At 35.7% G+C, this 19,552-nt stretch carries 19 protein-coding genes; 16 read left to right on the forward strand and 3 right to left on the reverse strand.

Going from position 1 to position 19,552, the window contains the following annotated elements:
• Positions 1–929 precede the first annotated feature (929 nt).
• The 4 genes from MKY26_RS18515 (at position 930) to MKY26_RS18530 (ending at position 4,686) form a co-directional block, all read left to right on the forward strand.
• The gene (locus MKY26_RS18515) at positions 930–1,442 is read left to right on the forward strand and encodes a sigma-70 family RNA polymerase sigma factor (protein WP_341098704.1); all 513 of its coding nucleotides are present in this window, start codon (positions 930–932) and stop codon (positions 1,440–1,442) included.
• A complete protein-coding gene (locus tag MKY26_RS18520) occupies positions 1,435–2,757 on the forward strand; it encodes a DUF4179 domain-containing protein (protein ID WP_095371061.1) in 1,323 nt (440 codons plus the stop codon). Before MKY26_RS18515 ends, MKY26_RS18520 begins: the two co-directional genes overlap by 8 nt.
• Before the next feature lie 670 nt (positions 2,758–3,427).
• Positions 3,428–3,946, forward strand: coding sequence for an SRPBCC family protein (locus MKY26_RS18525; RefSeq protein WP_340977314.1), 519 nt, complete (start codon positions 3,428–3,430; stop codon positions 3,944–3,946).
• An 86-nt stretch (positions 3,947–4,032) separates the two neighbouring features.
• A complete protein-coding gene (locus MKY26_RS18530; protein ID WP_095371059.1) occupies positions 4,033–4,686 on the forward strand; it encodes a uridine kinase family protein in 654 nt (217 codons plus the stop codon).
• A gap of 100 nt (positions 4,687–4,786) precedes the next feature.
• On the opposite strand, the gene MKY26_RS18535 is transcribed toward MKY26_RS18530, so the two are convergent.
• A complete protein-coding gene (locus MKY26_RS18535) occupies positions 4,787–5,386 on the reverse strand; it encodes a LysE/ArgO family amino acid transporter (protein WP_095371058.1) in 600 nt (199 codons plus the stop codon).
• Between the two features lie 99 nt (positions 5,387–5,485).
• Here MKY26_RS18535 and MKY26_RS18540 point away from each other — a divergent pair, with 99 nt between their 5' ends.
• From MKY26_RS18540 to MKY26_RS18550, 3 genes are all read left to right on the forward strand, one after another.
• Complete coding sequence (locus tag MKY26_RS18540; RefSeq protein ID WP_341098289.1) at positions 5,486–6,913, forward strand: aminotransferase-like domain-containing protein; 1,428 nt, start codon at positions 5,486–5,488, stop codon at positions 6,911–6,913.
• Positions 6,914–6,948: 35 nt separating this feature from the next.
• A complete protein-coding gene (locus MKY26_RS18545) occupies positions 6,949–7,314 on the forward strand; it encodes a hypothetical protein (protein ID WP_307315807.1) in 366 nt (121 codons plus the stop codon).
• A gap of 507 nt (positions 7,315–7,821) precedes the next feature.
• Positions 7,822–8,274, forward strand: a complete 453-nt coding sequence (locus MKY26_RS18550) for a helix-turn-helix domain-containing protein (RefSeq protein ID WP_307315870.1) — start codon at positions 7,822–7,824, stop codon at positions 8,272–8,274.
• 125 nt (positions 8,275–8,399) lie between these two features.
• Here MKY26_RS18550 and MKY26_RS18555 read toward each other — a convergent pair whose 3' ends face one another.
• Positions 8,400–8,762, reverse strand: a complete 363-nt coding sequence (locus MKY26_RS18555; protein ID WP_095371054.1) for a winged helix-turn-helix transcriptional regulator — start codon at positions 8,760–8,762, stop codon at positions 8,400–8,402.
• A gap of 201 nt (positions 8,763–8,963) precedes the next feature.
• On the opposite strand from MKY26_RS18555, the gene MKY26_RS18560 reads away from it, so the two are divergent.
• The 7 genes from MKY26_RS18560 to MKY26_RS18590 all read left to right on the forward strand — a co-directional run bounded on the left by MKY26_RS18560 (position 8,964) and on the right by MKY26_RS18590 (position 15,484).
• The gene (locus tag MKY26_RS18560) at positions 8,964–10,175 is read left to right on the forward strand and encodes an MFS transporter (RefSeq protein WP_322910235.1); all 1,212 of its coding nucleotides are present in this window, start codon (positions 8,964–8,966) and stop codon (positions 10,173–10,175) included.
• Positions 10,175–11,017, forward strand: coding sequence for an aldo/keto reductase (locus tag MKY26_RS18565; RefSeq protein WP_307315867.1), 843 nt, complete (start codon positions 10,175–10,177; stop codon positions 11,015–11,017). Before MKY26_RS18560 ends, MKY26_RS18565 begins: the two co-directional genes overlap by 1 nt.
• Before the next feature lie 235 nt (positions 11,018–11,252).
• Positions 11,253–11,948, forward strand: a complete 696-nt coding sequence (locus MKY26_RS18570; protein WP_307315804.1) for a response regulator transcription factor — start codon at positions 11,253–11,255, stop codon at positions 11,946–11,948.
• Between the two features lie 3 nt (positions 11,949–11,951).
• Entirely contained in the window at positions 11,952–12,887 is a 936-nt protein-coding gene (locus MKY26_RS18575) for a sensor histidine kinase (protein ID WP_322910236.1), read from the forward strand.
• Between the two features lie 136 nt (positions 12,888–13,023).
• A complete protein-coding gene (locus tag MKY26_RS18580) occupies positions 13,024–13,947 on the forward strand; it encodes an ABC transporter ATP-binding protein (RefSeq protein ID WP_095371049.1) in 924 nt (307 codons plus the stop codon).
• On the forward strand, positions 13,940–14,623 hold the full coding sequence (locus MKY26_RS18585) for an ABC transporter permease (RefSeq protein WP_341098292.1): 684 nt from the start codon (positions 13,940–13,942) through the stop codon (positions 14,621–14,623). The genes MKY26_RS18580 and MKY26_RS18585 overlap by 8 nt, the downstream gene beginning before the upstream one ends.
• A 372-nt stretch (positions 14,624–14,995) precedes the next feature.
• Positions 14,996–15,484, forward strand: a complete 489-nt coding sequence (locus tag MKY26_RS18590; protein ID WP_341098293.1) for a GNAT family N-acetyltransferase — start codon at positions 14,996–14,998, stop codon at positions 15,482–15,484.
• Positions 15,485–15,711: 227 nt separating this feature from the next.
• Here MKY26_RS18590 and MKY26_RS18595 read toward each other — a convergent pair whose 3' ends face one another.
• Positions 15,712–16,575: a LysR family transcriptional regulator gene (locus tag MKY26_RS18595; protein ID WP_095371038.1), complete on the reverse strand. Its 864-nt coding sequence runs from the start codon at positions 16,573–16,575 to the stop codon at positions 15,712–15,714.
• A 199-nt stretch (positions 16,576–16,774) separates the two neighbouring features.
• On the opposite strand from MKY26_RS18595, the gene MKY26_RS18600 reads away from it, so the two are divergent.
• Positions 16,775–17,797 carry an AbrB family transcriptional regulator gene (locus MKY26_RS18600; protein WP_341098294.1) on the forward strand — a complete coding sequence of 341 codons (1,023 nt, stop codon included), beginning with the start codon at positions 16,775–16,777 and terminating at the stop codon, positions 17,795–17,797.
• A gap of 98 nt (positions 17,798–17,895) precedes the next feature.
• Positions 17,896–19,377 carry an FAD-dependent tricarballylate dehydrogenase TcuA gene (gene tcuA / locus MKY26_RS18605; RefSeq protein WP_095371036.1) on the forward strand — a complete coding sequence of 494 codons (1,482 nt, stop codon included), beginning with the start codon at positions 17,896–17,898 and terminating at the stop codon, positions 19,375–19,377.
• The last annotated feature ends 175 nt before the right edge of the window (positions 19,378–19,552 follow it).

A 19,552-nucleotide genomic window follows, 5' to 3' on the forward strand; every position in this document is an offset into this window, starting at 1 on the left:
TGTAATATATTTTTTACAAAATGTAAAGTATTTACGACAATTAAATTTTTTTATAATTAGATTATTTCCTTTAATGGTTTAATCCCCTCTAATAATTCAAGTACACTAAATTGTTTGTTAGGTTAAAACCTTAATATTTTTCTGGTAATGAAATAATAGATTGATAATACGTATGGGGCATATTACCAAGTGAATGTGATAAAGTGGAATGAAAGATTAATAAAACAAAACTCCTCTAAGTGTGGGAGTTTTTTGTCTAAGTCTCTTTTCTAAAATATCTCCTCATAATGACTATGACCCATCCAATTTGTCTCTGTTGTGGGATTTAGTCTACCGTTTTACAATATTCGTGTTTAAGGAAATTTCTGAAAAATGGTCAAAAATTGCTCCTGCCTAGGGCGGAATATAACCTGGTATTTTTTAGGTCCATCATTGCTCTTTAGTTATGCAGGTTATCTGCAGTAAATTAAGGGAAAATATGTTATTTTTTCGGTGGTCTACGTTCTTTAGAAAATTTCAATTGTATAGTAATCAAGAAGAGCGAAATTGTTTAAAATTAATAGAAGTAAATGATAAAAATTGTACAGTGTTTAACAAGAAATTACTTCGAGTTGCTCGAACTTTTTTTCAATCCAACAAAATGTATTGATTCAAATAAAGTGCGAAGTTTCACCTTCTTGGAATATGCATTGTCCTAGGGGGTTTTTTAGGGTGAAAATAAGATAACATGATGTTTCTCCAAACTACCAACCGTAGCTTCTAACATTAGACTTGTTTTTTTAAAAGGACTTTTACAACGGGTACACCTTAGGAATAGATTATTCGATTATCAATATCAAAAAATTCTGCAGAAAGTAAAAACTTAAGACTTTTTGTTTCTTTGTTATGTCTAATAACTAGAAAGAGAAAAGGGGGAAGCGCGCTTGGAAGTGAAACACCTAGTCAATAGAGTAAGAAAGGGAGATGATGATGCTTTCTACGAATTAATCCAAATCCATAAAAGTAGACTATTAAAAATAGCCTTGGGTTACTTACATAATGAGGAGGAGGCCTTAGAAGCATTGCAGGAAGTAACTTTTAGGGCTTATCTTTCATTGAATAAATTGAAACATGCAGAATACTTCTCAACATGGGTTATCCGGATTATGCTTAATTACTGCCATGATCAAATTCGTAAAAGAAAAAGAATCGCAGATCCTAAGTATATTGATAATCTAATAGTAACGAAGAATGACAACCAGACGTTAGAAATAGAGGAAGCATTACTAAAAATAGATGCACGTTTTCGAGAAGTCATTATTTTAAAGTATTATAACGATTTAAAGATAAAAGATATTGCCGAAATTCTCGAAAGGTCGGAGAGCACCATTAAAACCTGGCTATACAAAGGCCTAAAAGCACTTCAGGTTCAATTAAATAAGGGGGGTGGGCTAAATGTTTGAAAGAGAAGAAAGTGAGTTGGCTGAATCCAAAAAAATAATGAAGGATCTATCCATTTCTGACGATCGCTCTGACCAGGCAATTCTAAGGGGAATACAGCAAGCAAAAGCAGAGAAAAAGAAAAAGAAAAAGAGAATGCAGCTGCCCATTAAGACATTCACTGCTGCATGTATTTTAGGACTTACGTTTATTACATCTGTTAATGTATCCGAACCCGTTGCATATTACATGTCAAATGTACCTGGTATGGGGAAAATTGTTGATTTTGTCCGATATGACAAAGGGCTACTTGCAGCTGTTGAAAATAATTACATACAAAAAGTGGATTCAAGTGTGAATAACAAAGGTATAGAGTTTACTTTGAATTCAATTATTCATGATGAAAAATCACTGATCATTTTTTATGAATATCAATCAGATGAAGAAGACGTAGTTATTACTCTAGGGAGCTTTCAATTGCTTAATGAAAAAGGAGAGGTATTGCCTTATCATATAGTTGGTGAATATCGGAATGATAATCCGGATTCTTTGCTGGAAATCAGGGTTCCTTTAAAAGAAGGGGATAATCTGCCAAATGAACTAATTCTTTCAACTCAGTTTTCTAAAGATAAGAAACTTTTAGACGGGGTTTGGGAAATTCCCTTTACTTTAGATAAAGGTAAAATTGTTGGAAAGAAAGTGTATAATGTGGATAAAACATTAGAAATTGAAGGACAGCAATTAACAATCAAGGACGTAACAATGTATCCTTCTCAAACAGCTGTACATGTATATTATCATTCGCAAAATAGTAAAAAGATATTTGGTATTAATGACTTGCATCTAATAGATGAAAAAGGAGAAACATGGAATACAAGTGTAATAGAGACTACACAAATCAATGAGAACGAAACAATCATTTATTTGCAGAGCAACTACTTTACTAATCCTAAAGAATTATATTTGCGTTTCAATTCAATTCGTGCGCTTGATAAGGAAGAGCTCAATGTTGAAGTAGACCCGATAAAAAAGAAAATACTTAAGGCACCGAAAGACGGAAAATTAACAGATGTAGAGATAGAGCAAGGCGAGATGTCCATTAAATTAGATACGAATCCGAATCAATTCAAATCAGCAATTTTTACGCATGCAATAGATGCAGATGGAAATGTAATAAGTAAGGATGAACCATATGGTATCTCCTATTCTTATGTCGACGACTATGTATTGTATTCCGTTCCTTTCCCATCTGAGGCAACTGACTTAGGACCTGTTAAACTTGAATTGCTTGATTATCCAGCCTCTATCAGTGCAGAGGCTAATGTGAAAATAAAGTAATAGCCCAATGCAAATGTCATCAGGTACTCCGTTAAATAGAAGGTGAATTTTTCATAAAAAACCACTGTCTGTATGCGCATTTGCATTACTTTTGGGGAATTACCAAAGGGTTAAAGACCTCTTAATAATAATCCCGACTGAATCTAATAGAATTGATTTTTATCGTTTTTCATTAAGGTAATATGTACTTATGTTTAGAAAAAGCTCCGTAAAATTTTCCGGGTCTTTTCTAACTTTGATCCTAAAGAATCCACATTAATTTCTAACTATTCTTTTGGCAGCTGTTCCTACGGTTCATAAATGAATTAGATAACAAAAAGTGAAGACCAGATGATGAAAATCCCGACCATGAGTAGGTAGGGATTTTTATCAATTTTAGACAACACATTTATGTTAGTAATTATTAACTAAGGGTTATATTTATTTTAGTTAAAAGTGTGAGATAGTTATACTTTTACACCTAGAAAACAGCTAGATGCCGGTTAATAAACTATTTTGTTGGTTTCGTACAAGAACCGTTTGAAGCATATTCGTTATATTTAATTTTGATCAAACTTACTCCAAATCAGCATAAATTGCGATGTTTATACCCTTTGGATATGATGGTCAAGAGGAGGTTTTTTATCGGAAATTTTATTTCGCAAACGGGCATAGTTTAAGATGAAGCTTTTTGTTAATCTTAATAATGAATAAAAATGTAAAGGAGAATAAGATGACTAAATTCGGAAAGTTATATGAAGTGAATGGTCGTTATGTTTTGCAATTTGAACGTTTGTTTACCCATAAACCAGAGAGTGTTTTCCGCTACGTAACAGATCCTGATTACTTTACCAGGTGGTATCCGTTTGCAACTGGAGAGATGGATCTTATTGAAGGTGGCAAAATAGCTTTTGATGATGGCGAGGGGACGAAGTACGAAGGCATAATTACTGAATACCAACCACCTGTCGTCTTTGCCTTTCATGAAGGCGCTGATATGCTAAGAATCGAGTTGCAAAATACCGATGACGGGTGCCGAATGAATTTTCAGCATACGTTTGATGACCGGTCTTGGGCAGCGGCAACAGCAGCAGGATGGCATCGCTGTCTTGATGCATTGGTTATGTTGGCTAACGAACAGCTGCCCGAATGGCCGGATAACGGAGCGGAGTTAAGGGAGTTTTATCGGGAAGCATTTGATTCGAATTAAGTGGAGAATATAGCACTCATCATTAGAAGTATAGACATCTTAAAAAGTAAGTTGAAAAAAGCAAATCTAGTGACGGGGGGAGATTGATGGATAAGTTAATACAAGACATCCTAAATTGGATTACAATAACGGATAAAAAGCTTATTATTGGTATTTCCGGACATGGTGCTGCTGGAAAAACAACGTTTGCCAATAAGCTTATAAACGTATTAAATCAAGATGGAGTGAATTATATAAATACAGACCCGTATATTGTTAGCTCGAATATACGGAACCATGCAATGATTGACTATACATATCAAAACGAAAATCATCGTTATAAAATGACAGCTTGCCACCCATCAGCGCATCATTTGTTATCTTTAGAAAGAGATGTTCAGATGATTAGAGATGGTTTAGATTTATACACAATGCATACACATTATATGAAAAGCGAATTAATTTCCTCGAGGAATAAAGTAACGATTGTTGAGGGAATGAGTGTAGCATTTATTCATCCTGATTTATTTGACTTAAAAATTTATTTCTATACAGATGGTGAAACTGAATTATTAAGGAGGTCGAATCGGGACATCGTTGAAAGGGGAGCAGATCTCAATTATTTAAGGCAATCCCATGAAGAACGAAGGATACAGTACGAAGTGTTTATGCATCCATACAGCCAGGATTTTGATATCATTATAAATACGTCTGCAGCAGCGATATGTATAGAGAAAAATACATTTGAAGTGAAAGAATAAACTACTTTTAAAAAAAGAAATCTTACCTTTTAAGCCTTCTCCCTTGCATCTTGACAGAAGGCTTTCGCATTTTACATATGAAATGATAATTCCAAGGATATTACATTAAATCAAGAAAAATATAAATGGCTGTACCCCAGATAAAGATAGCAGAGAATTTATTAAATAATTGCAATACATTTCTTTTGCCATCTAACTTTTTCACAAATGCTCCTGCAATCATTAGCCCAAAGAACCAAATCCAAGATACTGTAATACAAGTAATAGTAAAAAGAAATTGTTCTTTTCCAGCATATTTTATTGCACTTACCCCAATAACACCGACTATATCTAAGATGGCGTGAGGGTTTAAAAAAGAAACAGATAAAGCAAAGATAATTTGTTGACGAATAGGTAAAGCCTTATTCGTTTTTTTTGTCGTTTCGGATTTCCAAATGACAGATCCCATATACAATAAAAATAAGATACCGGTAATCATTAAAATTACTCTTAACCATTCAAATTGAAGGACAATCATTGATAAACCAAATACAGATAATAAGATTAAAAGTGTATCAGAGATTGCAGCTGTTATCGTGGCTGGAAGTGCCTGAGCCAATCTAAGTTGGGTTGCTCCTTGAGAAAATACAAAGACATTCTGTACCCCTAAAGGTAAAATAAGTCCGAATGCCAAAATTAATCCATGCAGAATGGGTTCCATTCAATCAACTCTCTTTCAATTACTATCGTACTATGATAAAACTGAAAGAAAACAACCAATTGGATGGTTTTTTATCCACCCAATTTAAGGGGGATTATCTTGAAATGGAAACCGAGTAGTGATTCTCATTTAACTTTTCACGAACAAATTGTAGATTGGATGAAATTTCGTATAGAAAGTGGAGATTGGGCGGTTGGAACAAAAATCCCCACACAGCGTCAACTAGCGATACAATTTAATGTCAATAGAAGTACAGTTCAACTTGCTCTTGATGAACTGAAGGCAGATGGTTTACTTCAATCAAAATTAGGATCAGGTGTATTTGTAACTAATATTTCTTGGAATGTACTTTTAAATAAAACTCAACCGAATTGGAAAAAGCATATTGATTCAAGTATCCATAGAGCAAATGACCATACCATTCAACTTATCAATGAATACGAGCAATATAATCATATCATTCGCCTTGGAACAGGTGAATTATCACCGGAACTACTCCCAACAAAACAACTTGAACAGTCCTTAAAAGAAATCACCCTTGATGCAAAATCTATCGGTTATTCATCACCAAAAGGAAATGAAAGACTTAGAAGAGTATTATGTGACTATCTGAAAATAAGAGGTATTCAATCGGAACCAGAGAACATTCTAATTGTTTCTGGAGCACTTCAGGCGCTTCAACTAATTGCCATTGGATTATTAGAAGAAGGCTCTGTGATTTTCCATGAAGAACCATCTTATTTAAGTTCTATTCATCCTTTTCAATCTGCTGGAATGCGTATGCATACGGTAATGCGTAATCATCCGAAATTAGCTGAGAACTTAAAAGTTTTTAAGAGGAAAAAACAATCTATATTTTATTGTGTTCCGACATTAAATAATCCTACTGGAGTTAATTGGTTGTTGGAGGAAAAGAAAAATCTATACAATATATGCAAAGAGTTACAGATTCCTATTATTGAAGACGATGTTTATCATGAATTACTATTTGATCATCCTTTACCTACCTTAAAGTCTTTAGACAAGTCAGGACAAGTACTTTATCTTGGTAGTGTATCGAAAACATTAAGTCCTGGGTTACGTATTGGATGGATTGTCGCACCTTCACCTGTGGTTGAACGGCTAGCGGATATAAAAATGCAAACGGATTATGGTTCAAGTGCTCTTTCTCAAGAAATCGTCGCACATTGGATTTCAACTGGTTTATATGAAAATCACTTAAAAAATCTTCGTGAACAACTAAAGAACAGAGCGGCATTTATTGAAAATATACTAGAAAACCAATTTAGAAAGATTGCTACGTGGAATAAGTCAGAAGGTGGCTTTTATATTTGGTTAAGGTTTAATAAACCTATCGTAAACAAAGCACTATTTCTAAACCTTCTCAATCAAAATATTTTAATCAACCCAGGTTATATCTATCATTCAGGTGATTTTCATCATATAAGACTGTCGTATGCGTATGCTTCACTAGCAGAAATAAAAGAAGGTCTGCATGCTTTATTATTACTCTGTAATCATGAATGAATACTACTAAATAATGAAAGTGATGAGAAGTCTACATGAAGTCAATTAACCAAGAAATACAAGAGTTATCCGTAAAATCCTTAGAGTCTACATTTAGTAAACTTTCAAATGCTTATAAAAGCATGACTGAAAAGGGGTCTAATACTACTCTAGTAAGAAAGAGACGAGATGCTATAAAAGTCGGTTTAGATAGCTTAAGGAATATTTGGAACGGTGAAGACTTCTCATATGAAGAAGAAGTTATTCTAACATCTAAAGATATTTTGCAAAGTACTATTCCACCTATTGAAAAACAGATAGCAAAAGCAAAAGATGGTAGTCCTCAAAAAACAGTAAATGAGCGACGATTAATTGCGCTTCAACTGGCGATTGAATCATTGGAGAACCGTCTTAAAAAGTAGTGACTTTCAACTTTTCTTAAGTTATTTATAATACACTTCAGATTAACTAATACTTTAAAAATCTTACTTAAGTAAATTATCCGAATGAAATAAAGTGTTAATTGATATTAAAGTTAATCAAGTGGTTTTATTCATTTTAATTATTGCTGTGATTATGGTGCTTTATCATCTGCTCTATTGGTAAATATCAGGTGTGAGATGTTTGTAAAGATAAACTTATATAAAGCTATGATAGAAACGGTCACTTCCTTTTTTACTTTAGTGGTATAGGGAATGGCCGTTTTCTTATACTGGAAATTTCCCCACGGGTATCTTCAAATAGAAAACAGCATAATAAGTATAAATGACAATGGGAAATATAGGTAAAGTGATAGCTGATATAATATAACATGGTAAAATAATTACTCATTTTATCCCGCAACTATTCGTTTACATCGTTGCAACGACACGGTTCTTTACGTTTAGTTAGAGATGCAAATATACTGGAGTTGTTAGGAGATGAAGAAAATGGATTTCCCCCAAAAATTAAAAGAACAACGTTTAAAACATGAAATGTCTCAACAACAGCTCGGTGAATTACTTAAAATTAGTAGACAATCAGTATCAAAATGGGAGCGTGGAGAAGGATATCCCAGCATTGAATCTCTCATTCAACTGAGTGAAATTTTTGATATTACCATTGATGAATTATTAAAAGGAGATGATCATTTGAAGGAAAGCATTATTGAAGATGGAAAGCAATTAGCGTATCCAAAGTTAAAGTTGTTTTTCGATCTTCTTCTGCTTGTTGGCTTATTTTTAGTTGTTTTCAAAATTCTTATCGCAGTGGGTAATAAATTTTTTGACTTGAATATAACATTTTTCCAAGGTTCGATTCTTTATGCGTTTCTTCCATTCACTGCTTCAATCATTGGAGCGATTGGGAGTGAAACGTTGGCAAAAAAATATAAAACGGAGTAAGCAAATTTATTTATAAAGAGAGGAAGAAGCTTCAGAGGGTATGCCATTGAAGCTTCCCTGTTATGCTTGGAGTTAGCCATTACCTCTATAAAAATGTCCTGTTTTCAGCCAATTTATTACTTATCCTATTCGTTCAATATACTTTCTTCTAATACCGAGAATTTATCCCCATATAGCTTGGTCAAATGGTTCTCTCCCCAGGCACATAATGAAGTTAAGATCCCTTCTAAGCTTTGTCCGTATTCGCTGAGTTCGTATTCTACTTTTGGTGGAACTTGATTGTACACGATACGATTGATGACACCATCCTCTTCAAGCTCGCGTAGCTGTTGGGTAAGCATCTTTTGTGTGATGTTAGGCATGAGACGCTTTAATTCGCTTGTTCGCTTTTTGCCATGTGTGAGATGACAAAGGATTACACATTTCCACTTTCCTCCGATGACTTCTAAAGTTGCTTCAACAGAAATATTGTATTTCTTCTTCTCCATTCTTGTTTCCCTCCTTAGGAACTAAAAAGTACCTATATTACTTTTTTGTATCTATATTACTTTAAAGTGCGTACTTCTCTTTGTATTCTATATGTATCATAATAACATTTGCCGGCGGATTGAAACGATACTTTCCTTTAAAATTATTATGTTCGAAAAGGAAATTTTCCATTTATATAAAAGAAAAAAGGTGAAGAATATATGAATCTAAGCAGAAAGCAAAGCACAATGGCCTTGCTTACTTTGGCAGTAAGTGCCTTTGCAATCGGGACGACTGAATTTATCAGTGTTGGTTTATTACCCCTTATTGCAAATGATTTAAGTATTCCGGTAACTACTGCAGGGTTAACGGTTTCTTTATATGCCTTAGGGGTAACATTTGGTGCCCCTGTTTTGACATCTTTGACATCGCGAATGTCCCGCAAGACTTTATTACTTTGGATTATGATTGTTTTTATAATCGGGAATACGCTTGCTGCCTTTTCAACGACTATAGGGTTATTACTCGTTGCACGTGTGATCTCAGCATTTTCCCATGGGGTCTTCATGTCAATCGGATCGACAATCGCTGCTGATTTAGTTCCTGAAAATCGAAGAGCGAGTGCGATTTCCATTATGTTTACGGGTCTGACGGTCGCTACTGTTACAGGTGTTCCATTTGGCACCTTTATCGGTCAACAATTAGGGTGGAGAGCAGCGTTTATGACGATTGTCATTATTGGTGTTATTGCTTTAATTGCTAATAGTATTCTCGTTCCATCACATTTACGAAAAGGGGTCAAAACATCCTTTCGTGATCAACTGAAACTTGTGAAAAATGGCCGGTTATTGCTCTTATTTATCATTACAGCACTAGGTTATGGTGGAACCTTCGTCGTGTTTACCTTCTTATCGCCATTGCTTCAAGATATCACTGGATTTGAAGAAGGAACTGTAGCAATCATTTTATTGGTTTATGGCATAGCGATTGCAATTGGGAATATGGTTGGCGGGAAGTTATCGAATCAAAATCCTATCCGCGCATTGTTCTATATGTTTATTGTACAGGCGGTTGTGTTATTTATTTTGATGTTTACAGCACCTTTTAAAGTGGCTGGATTGATAACGATTTTTCTAATGGGATTATTAGCATTTATGAATGTGCCGGGTTTACAAGTCTATGTGGTGATGTTGGCAGAGCGCTTTGTTCCGAGTGCAGTGGATGTCGCATCTGCCATCAATATTGCAGCATTTAATGCTGGTATCGCCATTGGCTCTTACTTAGGTGGTATGATTACGGACTCGATTGGACTGATTCATACATCTTGGATTGGAGCGCTTATGGTTTTAGTGGCAGCCGTTTTAACGGGGTTTAGCAGAGCTTTGGAACGAAAAGATCAAGAAAATAATATCACTTTGGAGGTTGAAAGATGATGGTCAAACATTTACAAGATACAACTACTTTGCATAACGGTGTAAAGATGCCTTGGTTTGGATTAGGTGTTTTTAAAGTGGAAGAAGGTCCTGAATTAGTAAACGCAGTAAAGTCAGCGATTAACCATGGATACCGCAGCGTGGATACCGCAGCAATTTATGAGAATGAAGTAGGTGTAGGTGAAGGTATCCGAAAAGGTATAAGAGATGCAGGGATTTCTAGAGAAGAGCTATTTGTCACTTCTAAAGTTTGGAATGCTGATTTAGGGTATGAATCAACAATCGCTGCTTATGAAGCAAGCTTAGAGAAGCTTGGTTTAGCGTATTTAGATTTATATTTGATCCATTGGCCGGTTGAAGGGAAATATAAGGATGCTTGGAGAGCTTTAGAAACGCTTTATAAAGAAGGTCGTGTAAAAGCCATTGGAGTGAGCAACTTTCAAACTCATCATCTGGAAGAACTAATGAAGGATGCTGAAATTAAACCGATGGTCAATCAAGTAGAATGCCATCCAAGGATATCGCAAAAAGAGTTACAAGTATTTTGTCAAGACAATGGGATTCAGCTGGAAGCATGGTCACCATTAATGCAAGGACAATTACTAGATAATAAAGTGTTACAGGAGATCGCAAACAAGCATCATAAGTCTGTTGCGCAAATTATTTTGCGTTGGGATTTACAGAACGGGATTGTCACCATTCCAAAATCAACAAAAGAGCATCGAATTGTAGAAAATGCAAATGTGTTTGATTTTGAATTAACGATAGAAGAGATGCAAATCATTGATGGATTAAATCAGAATCTTCGTGTAGGGCCAGACCCAGACAATTTTGATTTTTAATAAAGAACTTGTAGTGTAGGGATGCATACTTTCCCTACACTTTTTCATGTGTCCTGAATGAGAGAGGCAATCAGCTTTTATTTCAAATGAGACTAACGAATGAAAATCATCAGTCTTTTTTTATACCATCAGTTATATATTTTAGAAGGAATTATGCCCCCTTTATAGAAATAAAGGGAGAGTTAAAGGTGATTGATTCATTGCATGGTTAGTACAAAGGATTGGATGTGGAAGTATGCAAAAGCGTATTCTTCTTGTGGAAGACGACAGGGAGATTAGTGAATTAATAACAGATATTTTGAGACAGGAGAGTTTCGAGGTATTTACCGCATTTGATGGGGAGGAAGCTTTATCCCTTTTCCATAAGGAGGACTTTGACTTAATCTTGTTGGATTTAATGCTTCCGCAGTTAAGTGGTATGGATGTTTTAAAACGCATCAGAGAAGAGAGTTTAATGCCTGTGTTGATTATTTCAGCGAAGGATAGTGACTTAGACAAGGCGTTAGGATTAGGCTTTGGTGCCGATGATTATATAAGCAAACCGATTTCAATGATCGAACTAACGGCGAGGGTCCATGCGGCTATTCGTAGGGCAACGCAATATCGTCCTGCGGGGACTCCAGCTATATCTCATAACATTCATTTTAAGGAATTATCCCTCGATTTACATACCTTTTCTGTACAAATGAAAGATAAGGTTGTGCAGCTTACTTCTAAGGAATTCCATATTTTAAAGCTGTTTATGACCAATCAAAATCGAGTGTTTACAAAGGAACAAATATACCATTTTATTTGGGAAGATGATTATTACGGCAATGAAAATGTAATCAATGTTCATATAAGAAGGTTACGAGAAAAAATAGAAGAGAATCCGTCTCATCCAAAGTATATTCGAACCATTTGGGGAATCGGATATAAATTAGGTGAATAGTCTATGATGGTTACTTTAATTGTTATCATGGCCATTTTAATTGTAATGAATGGATGGCAATATTATTCTCTTAAAAAAACAAAGCAACATATAAATGAAATCAGTGATAAGTTAACAAATATTATCGAACAACAGACAGCTGAAAAAGTGTTACTCCAAACAGATCAAGAGGCCATTCAACTTTTACTTATTCAAATCAACCGAATGCTTGATAACAATCAAAAAGTATTTGCCGATTACGCCAAAACAAAAGATAGTTTAAGGAAAATGATAGCCAATATGTCACATGATTTGAAAACACCACTAACAGTTATTTTAGGTTATGTAGAAAAAATAAAGCTGGATAAAACGATGGCTAAGGACGAAAAAGAAATCGTCATTTTACGCTTGCACGAAAAAGTAATGAGTCTCGTTTCTTTACTTAATCAATCCTTTGATCTTGTTAAACTAGAATCCGATGATTACCTCATGCCGTTGAGTAAGGTTTCACTTAATGAGATTTGTAGAAAGAATGTATTAGAGTTTTATGATTTGCTTGTATCAAAAGGATTTCAGGTAGAGATAGACATTCCAGAGCGGAATTTTTATATTCTTGGTAATGAAGAGGCAATTAACCGGGTGCTAAGTAATCTTATCTCGAATGCGATTCGATATGGAAATGATGGGGGCGTATTAGGTCTCACCCTTCGAGGAGATGGGGAAACCATTGCCGTAGAGGTTTGGGATAAGGGGAAAGGGATTGCAGAGGTACACCAGGACCGGGTGTTTGAACGACTATATACATTAGATGATGCTAGAAACCCTCAATTTCAAGGCAGTGGATTGGGTTTAAGTATTTCGAAACGATTAACAGAAGCAATGAATGGTACGCTGCACGTGAGTAGCCAACCATTTGAGAAGACGACTTTTACTTGTAGGTTTAAACAAATGACATATTAAGACTTCTCGAAAAGGGGTGTTCTGTTGGAACGGCTCTTTTTTTATTCAAACTTAAGAAACATGTAAGAAATGAGAAAGAAAAAAGATACTTTCTTTGCTTAAGCTAGAAGTAACAATCATAAAGGAGGTTAAGACAATGGATTACGTCGTGCAAACCAATGGCTTAACGAAAAAGGTCAAAGGTAAGGTGCTTGTAACTAATGTAAATCTTCATATTAAAAAAGGAGAAATATACGGATTTCTCGGACAAAATGGGGCTGGGAAAACGACGATCATGAAAATGCTCACGGGATTAATTCATCCTTCTTCAGGAGAGATTGCGTTATTTGGTGAAAGGCTTACAGAAAATAAGAAGTCTGGGTTGAAGCGTGTGGGTAGTATTATTGAATATCCGCTCTTTTATGAGCATTTAACAGCGAGAGAGAATCTACAGCTTCACTGTGAATATTTAGGGTTTTATGATCAAAAAGCCATTACGCAAGCTTTAGATATGGTTCATTTAAAAGGAATTGAAGGGAAAAAAGTGAAGGATTTTTCCCTTGGGATGAAGCAGAGATTGGGGATTGGCAGAGCCATCATAACAAAGCCGGAACTGATTGTTCTCGATGAACCTACCAATGGTCTTGATCCCATTGGTATAAAAGATATGAGAGATTTAATTCGCATGTTAAATAAAGAATATGGCATGACTTTTCTCCTTTCTAGTCATATTTTAGGGGAAATGGAACAAGTTGTTGATAGAATAGGTGTGATTAGGGATGGTCAATTAGTGAATGAAGTCACTTTGGCTGATATTAGGAAGCAGCAAACGGAATATATTGAGATTGTGACATCGAATGTAGAAAAATCAGTGTATTTGCTAGAGTACGAACTTCGTATTACTAATATGAAGATTATAGAAGACAATAGAATTCGCATATATGATTTAACCTTGTCCCCAAGTGAAATCTCAAAGGCATTAATTCTTCATCAGATTGATATAGAAGAGATACAAAAACATACAAGTACACTGGAAGATTATTTCTATCAAATTATCCATGGAGGTGAACAGCATGTTTAAATTAATGGAGCTGGAGTGGAGGAAACTAAAGCAAAAAATGGTGATGGGTGAGATCATTATTTATGCGGGTATTCTTATGTTTATGCCGATTTTCTTTATTAAAATGGTAAGCGCTGACTTCGGGCAAAGTTATGCGACAATTATTCAATTGATTTTGGCCATACAGATGGGCTGGGTGCTATTTGGAGCTTCTCTTATTAATCAGGTGGTTATAGATGAGTATAAGAACAAAACGTTCTCTCTTTCATTCGGCTATCCAATTAGTCGGAAAAAGTTAATTATCGCAAAAGTGCTTTTTATCTCACTCGCAGTTTTTCTCTGTACACTCGTATCCTTTCTGTTGTCAGGTATCGTCACGTATCTTCTTGATCATCTGTTCCATATCATTAATGGGCAACCAACCGTTGTAGATATTACTTCATATGCTAGTAAGATGATCATTCATTCTTTTTTCATTACACTACTTAGTTTAATTCCCCTCTTTTTCTTTGGGATTTGGAAAAGAGCAACGATTCCAACTGTCATTTGTGCCATGTTCCTTATGCAATTTCAAAACTTTTCTTCTCTTCTTAATATAAATCTCAATTCTGATTTTGTGAACGCAGGTCTATGTCTTTTGGGAGCGGTTAGCATTTTTCTTTCAATTAAGATGGTTGATAGAGTGGGGGATGTTTAATTTTTTTGATGGTATGGGAGATAACTAAATGATTTCAGGAAACGAACAATAACAAATGGTAATCTTTAAAACATCAGTTGCAAAAATGAGTCCGTTCCATTGCGCTCTTGTACACTCGCTTTCCGCGGGGAGGAAACCTTGAGCCTCCTCAGCATTGCTTGCGGGATCTCAGCATTCCCTCTACTTCCCGCAAGAGTCGAGTGTCTTCCGCTCCATTACACTAGTCTTTTAATATTTGTATATAATCGATAAAGTAATCCGAATGAATAAAAGATAGATGTTCCTATTCATTCGATACAGCTTTCGCTGAAGTATATATGTCCCAGCCCTAATGGGGGCTAATAGGTAGATTAAAAAGGAGGAGCTTATATAATGCCTGTGGCGCTTAGAGAAGTATTAAAATCAGAAAAGAATATCTTAAAAAACCTTTACTCCCTGTACCTTCATGACCTTTCAAGATACACATCAACACTGGATATTGGGCCAGACGGTATCTTTGAATACGAGGGGTTTGATCAGTTTTGGGAAGTAGATGGGCTATCCCCATATTTCATCTTGATAGACGAGCGTATTATAGGGTTTATCCTCTTATTAGAGCGTCCGTTTCTAAGGAAAGAGTATGATTTTGCAGTGAATGATATTTTCTTGCTTAATAAATACAGAGGGAAAGGAAATAGTACGCGGGCTATTAAAGAGATATTTCATAAGAAACAAGGAAAGTATTACGTCATTGAACTGATTGAAAATAGAACTGCAGTATCTTTCTGGAGAAAAATATATAAAGAGTTCAATATTCCATACGAAGAAAAGCAAGATATGATTGACGATGAGCTATGCTTGATTCAAACATTTAAAGTATAAATGTTAAGGTACAGACAGTTTGAAAACGAAAGATCAAACGATACAGCAGACGATAGCATTTTTCTTTAGGAAGGCGACTACTACCCTGAATTTTTATCGGACGTTAAAAAATGTGAATTCAGGCCAAAATAAATCCGTTTTTAGTGGTCAAAAAAAGCTTTTAATAGTATTTATCAGACGCTTTAAAGACGAGCCAAACGCTAACGATTGGCCCCCTCCTCAGCAATTTACACATTATAATGACTCTTTAAAAAATCTATAAATAATTTAACATGACGTAAGTTTTCGACGAATGGGTTATAGAAGAGACTGGTTTCTCGGTAATAAATGTCTTCTCCAAAGTCATTTAATGAGATGGTGTATAAGTCTTCTTCACCTTCGATACTGATACCGGGTAGTACGGCGATACCAACGTTATACTTTACCATCTCTTTGCATGTAGCGGCTTGATCAGTTTCGATACTTGGATGTACAGGCTTTTGAAAATTGGTACGCCACCATTTATCAATTATGAGACTTAAGGGTGGATCTGTTTTATAAGTGATAAATGGTAGGTGAGGGATATCTTCTTTTTGAAACGGATTTTTTGATACGATAAATAATTCTTCATTACATAGTGTACATTTCTTTGCATTTAGGGAGTAATTACCGCGGATAATGGCTAAATGGATTTCTTCCGCATTGAGTGCTTCTTTCATTTCGCTGCTCCATCCCGTTTTCAGTTGTATATTTATATTAGGGTAAAGCTCTTTAAAGGCATTCAATATTCTGGGGAGGTGGTGTAGCGCGAACAAACCAGAAGCGCCGATTGAGATCGTGCCCTTTATTTCTTCAGCTAGATTAGCTAGTTGATCTACGAGTAATCTTTCGTTATGTAAGGTTTGTTCTGCATGTTCATAAAGAATCCGCCCCTCTTCTGTAAAGTCAATTCCTTTTGACCCTCGTACAATCAACTCAATTTCATATTTTTTTTCGAGCTGTTTAATACGATAGGTGAGAGCAGGCTGCGATGTATACAAATTATTAGCAGTGTGTGTAATATTCTTCGTCTTGTACAAATCAATTAATAGGTGGCAATCATTAAGGTTCATAGCAATTTCCTTCCGCATTGATATAAAAATTTTTTATCGGTGTCGCTGAAATTTATTTATTTTATTCATTGGAATATATCATATATTCTGTAAAAGGAAAAATAAATTTGAATCTGGAGAGTTTTTTTACGGCTGTTGTTTTTGATTTAGTAGGCGTAATTACTGGAGGTAGTAGTGTTTAATCTTTGGAGGGGATTTAATGCGCGCAATTCTTCCTATTGCCACAGTGGTGATTGTAGCGATAGTTGGTGTAGGCATTTTTCAATTACTCTCCTTTCCTATGCCGTGGATGCTAGGCTCGTTATTTGGCGTATTGCTCACACAACTGATATGGAAAATACCTATGAAGTGGCCCGTTATGATGCGAAATATTGGGCTACTTATAGTAGGGACGGCAATTGGTCAGCTTTTTACTCTTAATATATTAGTCTCGATGAAAGACACTTTACTTTTTATGCTCATGCTCAATATTTCTTTAAGTGTATGTTGCTTTGGATTAGCCTATCTTTTGAAAATATGGGCAAAAATACCATTTGCGACAGCGATAACAGCTAGTATTCCCGGTGGGTTATCTCAATTAGTTATTTTTGCAGAGGAACAAGAGAATATTAACGTAGCTATAGTAACGTTTTTTCATGTCATTCGTGTTCTGTTTGTTGTTGGGCTTATTCCGATTATTGTTTCCCTAACTGGAGAGGCGCCGGAATCAGTCATGCAAAGTTCAAACAATGTTCTGCATAATATCGGTCTAATCCTATTGGGACTTCTGTTTTTGCCAATTGGGAAAAAATTAAGATTGCCGGTGCCACATTTTTTAACGCCTGTCCTTATGGGTTTGCTATTAAGTCTATTTAAAGTAGATTTAGCCCCAATGGATAGTCACCTGTTGCATATAGCACAGCTTTGTATCGGTGCGTACATTGGATTACTGTTACATCCGAAATCTTTACGATTACCCGTTCGCGTATTAATAGGAGGGATTAGTAGTGCAATATTACTGTTAATCATCACCTTTATAATTGCAGAGGGAATGGTTTTATTATTTGATATGGATTTTGCCACCAGCTATTTAAGCACAGCTCCAGGTGGAATGGATCAAATGGGGCTCATCGCTACCGCATTACAAGCAGATGCTACAGAGGTAACGATTTTTCAATTATTCCGCATGCTTTTCATTTATATAGTTATTCTACCTGTATTAAAGTGGAAGATATTCAAGTGATAAAAAATTTTTATGGATATGTTTAAAAATTATGTATTTTATTTATTTCTAATCATTCCTTATAGTTAATCTATCAACGAATAAAGGGGATATGTTTGATGGCTAAATATGACGTAGTAATTGTTGGGGCGGGAAATGCGGCATTATGTGCAGCGATATCTGCAAAAGAGCAAGGGAGTTCGGTACTCGTATTAGAGAAAGGACCAATTGAAAAACGTGGTGGTAATTCATTTTTTACTGACGGCGCCATTCGTGTAGCTTATCAAAACTTAGATGCTATTACGAAAGTGATTGATTTAGATCAGGACACGATTAATAAAATTGATATGCCTGAATACAGCACAGAAGATTTCTATAATGATATTATGAGAGTTTCAAAAAATCAAAGTAAACCTGAGTTGATTCGTCAATTAGTTGATCAATCCTTACCAACGATTGAGTGGATGAAAACACAAGGTGTCGTATTTGAGTTGAACTATGCGAACCAATCTTTTGAAAAAGAAGGAAAGGTTCATTTCTGGGGCGGTTTACCAGTTAAAACCGTTGATAAAGGAATCGGCTTAATGCGCAGCTTATTTCATCGCTGTGAAGAGTTGGGAATTGAAATTTGGTATGAAAGTGCAGCCACAAATATTGTCACGGAAAATGAGGCAGTGGTGGCGATTGAAGTGCAAACAAAAGAGCAACTGCAAACGATTCAATGTGAAAGTGTTGTTTTAGCATGTGGAAGTATAGAAGCGGACAAAAAGAAACGTGCGGAAGCATTAGGAATGGAGTGGAACGAAGCAATCGTTAGAGGGACTGAGTTTAACACGGGTGATGGGATTGATATGGCGGTATCAATCGGTGCGCAAACGTTTGGTCAACGGAATGGCTGTCATGCCATTGGAACAGATGCCAATGCCCCACGAGTAGGTGATTTCCAAAAACCAGGTGATATTTTCAAAAAGCATTCTTACCCTTATAGCGTGATGGTCAATGTGGAAGGTCACCGTTTTGTAGACGAGGGAGCCGATTTCCGTAACTACACCTATGCAAAATATGGTAAAGAAATATTAAAGCAACCGAAAAATATAGCCTACCAAATTTATGATGCTAAAGTTCGCCCAATCTTACGTGCGGAGTATGATTTAGAAGAAGCGACCGTCATTGAAGCAGCTACACTTGAAGTGCTTGCAGATCAATTAGATATAAATAAAGAACAATTCCTACAAACCATTTTTGACTATAATGCAGCGGTTCAAGAAGGTGAATTCAATCCTTCAGAAAAGGACGGTAAGTCGACAAAAGGCATTACCCCAGCCAAATCTAACTGGGCACAAACGATAAGTGAAGGCCCATTCTATGCCTATCCTGTGACTTGCGGGATTACGTTCTCATTTTGGGGATTAGCGACAACAATCGAAGGGGAAGTAGTCAATCAATCGAATAAACCAATCGAAGGCTTATATGCTGCTGGAGAAATGATTGGCGGTATCTTCTACGAGAATTATCCCGGCGGTTCAGGCTTAATGTCTGGCGCCGTCTTTGGTAAATTAGCTGGTGCAGCGGCTTCGCGCCATGCTCAGAAAGTAAAATAACTCCTTTCACACAAGGTATTCTCGTTACCTTGTGTGTTTTTTTGTATTGTAGTGTGCTGACAGTTCGCTTACGCTGGTTTTGATTTTTACTTTCCTGCTCTTTAATAAATTTTGTTTTTTATATAAATGTAAATAATGGTAATATAATGAAGATATCTATTTCTAGAAGTTTTAT

Source organism: Cytobacillus sp. FSL R7-0680 (genome assembly GCF_038009245.1).
In the GTDB taxonomy this organism is placed as follows: domain Bacteria; phylum Bacillota; class Bacilli; order Bacillales; family Cytobacillaceae; genus Cytobacillus; species Cytobacillus kochii.

Bases quoted from the DNA above. Each gene is read 5' to 3' on its own strand.
- MKY26_RS18520 (WP_095371061.1), top strand. From the start codon at position 1,435: ATGTTTGAAAGAGAAGAAAGTGAGTTGGCTGAATCCAAAAAAATAATG.
- MKY26_RS18530 (WP_095371059.1), top strand. From the start codon at position 4,033: ATGGATAAGTTAATACAAGACATCCTAAATTGGATTACAATAACGGAT.
- MKY26_RS18535 (WP_095371058.1), bottom strand. From the start codon at position 5,386: ATGGAACCCATTCTGCATGGATTAATTTTGGCATTCGGACTTATTTTA.
- MKY26_RS18545 (WP_307315807.1), top strand. From the start codon at position 6,949: ATGAAGTCAATTAACCAAGAAATACAAGAGTTATCCGTAAAATCCTTA.
- MKY26_RS18550 (WP_307315870.1), top strand. From the start codon at position 7,822: ATGGATTTCCCCCAAAAATTAAAAGAACAACGTTTAAAACATGAAATG.
- MKY26_RS18555 (WP_095371054.1), bottom strand. From the start codon at position 8,762: ATGGAGAAGAAGAAATACAATATTTCTGTTGAAGCAACTTTAGAAGTC.
- MKY26_RS18560 (WP_322910235.1), top strand. From the start codon at position 8,964: ATGAATCTAAGCAGAAAGCAAAGCACAATGGCCTTGCTTACTTTGGCA.
- MKY26_RS18565 (WP_307315867.1), top strand. From the start codon at position 10,175: ATGGTCAAACATTTACAAGATACAACTACTTTGCATAACGGTGTAAAG.
- MKY26_RS18570 (WP_307315804.1), top strand. From the start codon at position 11,253: ATGCAAAAGCGTATTCTTCTTGTGGAAGACGACAGGGAGATTAGTGAA.
- MKY26_RS18575 (WP_322910236.1), top strand. From the start codon at position 11,952: ATGATGGTTACTTTAATTGTTATCATGGCCATTTTAATTGTAATGAAT.
- MKY26_RS18580 (WP_095371049.1), top strand. From the start codon at position 13,024: ATGGATTACGTCGTGCAAACCAATGGCTTAACGAAAAAGGTCAAAGGT.
- MKY26_RS18585 (WP_341098292.1), top strand. From the start codon at position 13,940: ATGTTTAAATTAATGGAGCTGGAGTGGAGGAAACTAAAGCAAAAAATG.
- MKY26_RS18590 (WP_341098293.1), top strand. From the start codon at position 14,996: ATGCCTGTGGCGCTTAGAGAAGTATTAAAATCAGAAAAGAATATCTTA.
- MKY26_RS18595 (WP_095371038.1), bottom strand. From the start codon at position 16,575: ATGAACCTTAATGATTGCCACCTATTAATTGATTTGTACAAGACGAAG.
- MKY26_RS18600 (WP_341098294.1), top strand. From the start codon at position 16,775: ATGCGCGCAATTCTTCCTATTGCCACAGTGGTGATTGTAGCGATAGTT.
- tcuA (WP_095371036.1), top strand. From the start codon at position 17,896: ATGGCTAAATATGACGTAGTAATTGTTGGGGCGGGAAATGCGGCATTA.